The organism is Limosilactobacillus sp. DJ3M12, assembly GCF_947381695.1.
GTDB classification, from domain to species: Bacteria; Bacillota; Bacilli; order Lactobacillales; family Lactobacillaceae; genus Limosilactobacillus; species Limosilactobacillus kinnaridis.
In genome coordinates, this window is the sequence record NZ_CANCWY010000043.1 from 1 (window position 1) to 4,318 (window position 4,318).

General features: G+C 39.4%; 4 protein-coding genes and 1 other annotated feature. All 4 genes read right to left on the reverse strand.

The annotated features are described in order from the left end of the window. Window positions 1–342: 342 nt before the first annotated feature. Window positions 343–600, reverse strand: a complete 258-nt coding sequence (locus QOS06_RS10405) for a hypothetical protein (protein WP_229397223.1) — start codon at window positions 598–600, stop codon at window positions 343–345. 78 nt (window positions 601–678) lie between these two features. Further along, window positions 679–2,082, reverse strand: a complete 1,404-nt coding sequence (locus tag QOS06_RS10410) for an amino acid permease (protein ID WP_229397221.1) — start codon at window positions 2,080–2,082, stop codon at window positions 679–681. Further along, complete coding sequence (gene mmuM, locus QOS06_RS10415; protein WP_283596024.1) at window positions 2,075–3,007, reverse strand: homocysteine S-methyltransferase; 933 nt, start codon at window positions 3,005–3,007, stop codon at window positions 2,075–2,077. Before mmuM ends, QOS06_RS10410 begins: the two co-directional genes overlap by 8 nt. Window positions 3,008–3,058: 51 nt before the next feature. After that, window positions 3,059–3,298, reverse strand: a binding site (T-box leader). 97 nt (window positions 3,299–3,395) lie between these two features. Continuing rightward, window positions 3,396–4,202, reverse strand: a complete 807-nt coding sequence (locus tag QOS06_RS10420; RefSeq protein ID WP_225357094.1) for a DUF4352 domain-containing protein — start codon at window positions 4,200–4,202, stop codon at window positions 3,396–3,398. Window positions 4,203–4,318 lie beyond the last annotated feature (116 nt).

A 4,318-nucleotide genomic window follows, 5' to 3' on the forward strand; every position in this document is an offset into this window, starting at 1 on the left:
GCACTAACGTACTTTAAGAGAGCGATTCATCCCCTACTTATAGAAGTGGGGGTATTCTCGCAAATTTATGGATAAATGGTAGTGTCAGCACCGGGGTTAAAGGATACGTTGTTTTATGGCAATTACAGAATTTTGACTATCATGCTCGCAATGGAGTTATTGTTAATCATTTATCCGAGAAAATGATTAAACAACTGCAACAATATGTAAATGATATGGTTGGCAACGAATAATATAGAAAGGCACTATGTAGTAAGTCTCATGGTGCTTTTTTGATTAAAAAAGTGAGTGCGAATTAACTGCCTTGTCAAGAAAGTTAATTTCCACTCACCTATTTTTATATTATTCTTCAAATGCCTTTAGCTGTTTCCAAAACATTGGAAGCAAGAATAACTGGAGGAATAATACACAGCCAGTAAGGACACTTGTATAACTAAAGAAGATCAATTCTGAAAATAAGTCGGCTAAGATTACGACCGCGATGCACAGCTGGCTAACGGTTAACCATTCTCGCTTAACTTTATTAGCTGAGAAGATCATTACTAATTGGATTGCTACTAAGACTGTCTGAATCAACTGTAGTAAAAATAGTGAATACATTTTATATCTCCTAATTAAAAATTATCCTCGTACATTTTACTACGCGTTATGAATTTTTTAATTACAGCTTTTTTACATCTATTTAACAACTGTTGAAACCTTTTTCTTCGTAGTATACTTGCGCCACAAGGTTTGTAAATAATAAGCAGCATAACAAGCAATTACAAACGGAATCGTACAATACAAGGCAATTCGTTGTTGGGGATCAAACCAAATTAAGATGCAAGAAAGGCTGCTAGCAATAAATGCAAACCATGGAACAATCGGATACCATGGCGTGCGATACTTTAACTCACTTAACTGATGACCAGCCGCTAAAAAGCGCCGACGAAAAATGAGCTCACATAAGGAAATCGCAATCCATACAAAGACAACCGCCAATCCAGAAACAGAAACCAAAACTAAATAGACCGTCCCAGCCGCATAGATGCTGGAAAGCAAAGCTAACACCCCACCAAGCATACTTAAGAGCAAGGCGAAAACAGGAATCCCGCGTTTATTAGTTTTGGCGATGACAGCTGGAATTGTTCCTTCATTAGCTAATGACCATAACATCCTGGTTGATGCGTATAGGCCAGAATTAGCGGCAGAGATAATCGCGGTGAGGACGACAAAATTCATTAAGTCGGCAGCATATGGAATTCCAAGTTGGCTAAAAACGTAGACAAATGGACTTTGCGTTACCCCCGCCTTTTGATAAGGAATCAAAGAGGCCATAACGATCATGCTCCCGACAAAGAAAATCACTAACCGCCATAAAGTAGTATGAATTGCCTTAGGGAGGGTCTTTTCAGGATGCTTAGTTTCTCCCGCGGTGATGGCGATTAATTCAGTCCCAGAGAAAGCAAAATTAACCGTTAGCATCGTCATAAATAAGCCGCTAAAACCACCTGGGAATAGGCCGTCCTTAGTAAAGTTGTTCAGCAAAGGTGCATGATGGTAACCTTGAATCGGGATAAGACCAATTACTGCTAAAGTCCCCAACAAAATAAACGCGCAGATCGCAACTACTTTAATCACCGCAAACCAAAATTCGCTTTCCGCAAATGCTTTGACAGTAAAAATGTTGGATAAGAGGATAATGATGATAAATAACAAGCTCCACCACCAAACCGGAATCTGAGGAAACCAGTGCTTCATAATGAGACCAGCCGCGGTAAATTCGGACCCCATCGCAATCGTCCAGGTCAACCAATAAAGGATCGCAACAGTAAATCCAGTGGCCGGCCCAATCAGATTTTTGGCGTAAACATGAAAAGCCCCCGTATACGGCATCGCAACACTCAGCTCACCTAAACATAGCATGACGGCATAGACGATTAAGGCGCCAAGTAAATAAGCAATAACGGTTCCCAACGGTCCAGCCTGATGAATCGTGTAACCAGAACTGAGAAATAGGCCGGTCCCGATTACTCCACCAAGCGCAATCATTTGGATATGACGCGCACTCATTTCACGGGCTAAATGCGTTTTCTTAGTCATGATGGGCGCCTCCTTTTAAGTACTCATGTAAGGCAGCAATATCTTGCGGCGTAGTAGTACAACATCCCCCAATGATTGTCAATCCAGCCGCGAGCCATTGTGGTAAGTAATCAACTAAACCGCGACGTCCATGGGGATAGCTCCACGTTTTTGTTGTCGGATCATAAGTCGCACTTGAATTAGGATAAGCAATAACCGGTTTATCAGTTGCCTGATGGATTGTCTCAATGGCGGCTGTTACCTCTTCTAATGGAATACAATTTACACCAACCGCAAAAACATTTGGATACTTCGCAACGGTACGGGCCGCAACTGCTAACGGTGTCCCATCTGGTAAATGTGTGGAATCTTTTAAGGAAAAACTGACATAGCATAAAGTATCCGGAGCCAGTTCTTTGACAAGGTCCAATTCTGCTAGCACTTCATCTAAGCGTGGCTGCGTTTCAATTGCAATCACATCGACACCAACCGTTAAAATATCAGTTAATCGTGGCCGATGAAATTGTTGATATTCGGTTGTACTGAGGTGGTAATCACCACTATATTCACTTCCGTTGGCAAGATAAGCGCCATAAGGACCAAGCGCTCCCGCCACATAGTTATAAATACCGGTTTCCTGCTGATATTCATCACGCGCTTCTTTAGCCAAGGCGACTGCCCGCTGGATCAATGAATGAGCCTCTTGTTTTGAATAACCATTCTTTATGAATGCCGGAACATTTGTCTGGTAAGTATCAGTAATTGCTAACCGGGCACCCGCCTTAAAATATTCCTGGTGAACTTTTTTAACTAATGCTGGCTGATTAGCTAAAACACTCGCCGTCCATAATGAGTTATTGGTATCAGCACCTAATTGCTCTAAAGCCGTTGACATTGCGCCATCAATTAGTAACGGTTTAGTTAATTCTGCAGTAATCTTTGTCATCTTTATCCCCTCCTCGTAAATAAAAAGCCCCTCAAAAAGAAACTAGTCTTTTCAAGGGACGATCAATACGCGGTACCACCCAAATTCAGGAAATTTAAAATCCTACACTCAAACAAACTTATTCAAAATAAATTTGCAGCTTGGGTAACGGTAGCAACGCCGTGATCTGCTAATTATTCACCGATCAATCGCTCACGAACCATCTTCACTAACTCTAGAAATACTGCATTGCACCAGTCACAGCTCTCTGATAAATCTATCATTAGTTACTTATTCGATCTCAGCAAATTCTCATATAAATTACGATTAGTATACCGAGCGAGGGCGAATTCGTCAAGGGTGTTTTTAATGTGATTTTAATGCAGAAAAATATTAATAATCCAAAAACTTACTTTAATTCTGCTACTCCACCTTTAGCAATATGGTTGCCTTCATTTCCAAGAACTTCTTCAATACTAAATTTAAAGTGCTTAACAGTAAATTTATGATTGGATAACATTGTTACACTTCCGCTACGACTATTGCCTGGATTAATTGCTTCTGTACCAATAATAGTATCAACAGCACCACCATCAGGACTTGGAGTTTCTGTCGAAAATTCTTGTCCATTATCATCTTCTGGCATCCAAATAGTATATTGAGGGTTAACTGCTTTTTTACTACTATTCTTTACAATATAATTTACTTTAACTTGATAGTAATGATGGTTTAATTCTTTGTATGCTTCATCAATACCACTATTATCTGGTTTATTTGCTTCACTCTTTTTCATCTTTTGATATTCAACGCTAGTAATCTTAAACCGAAGCGGTCCCACTGAACTTGTCCATTTATTTGGTGCTGCTTTATAATGATTAACTTTCACAGGTAACTTCTTGCTTACATGACCATTATCACTTTTAGCAATAACGGTGTAATTACCCGTATCATTTAATCTTATTTCAGCTTTTCCATTTTTAGTCTCTGATTTCCCTTGGATTACCTTATTTTTGCTGTTCTTAACTTCATATGTAGTTCCTTTATTAGCAGTAAGAGTTACTTTAGCATACCAATCTGGAGTCATCATAACTTTCGAATGATTTAAACTTGCCTTAAACGGTTTACCATTACTATCACGACGATAGAATATCATCCCTGCAACAATTACAACAATAGTTACTAATATTAACACTAGCCATTTCCAGTATTTCTTCATTTTTACTCCCTCTCCAAAAAATAATATAATAATTTCATACGGTGGATTATAGAATGAAGTTAGCCACCCAGTTGGTGGTAAATAAAAAACGCCATTCGGCGTGACATCAGGTATCA

Coding starts and splice junctions, on each gene's coding strand:
- QOS06_RS10405 (WP_229397223.1), bottom strand. CDS start 600: ATGTATTCACTATTTTTACTACAGTTGATTCAGACAGTCTTAGTAGCA.
- QOS06_RS10420 (WP_225357094.1), bottom strand. CDS start 4,202: ATGAAGAAATACTGGAAATGGCTAGTGTTAATATTAGTAACTATTGTT.
- mmuM (WP_283596024.1), bottom strand. CDS start 3,007: ATGACAAAGATTACTGCAGAATTAACTAAACCGTTACTAATTGATGGC.
- QOS06_RS10410 (WP_229397221.1), bottom strand. CDS start 2,082: ATGACTAAGAAAACGCATTTAGCCCGTGAAATGAGTGCGCGTCATATC.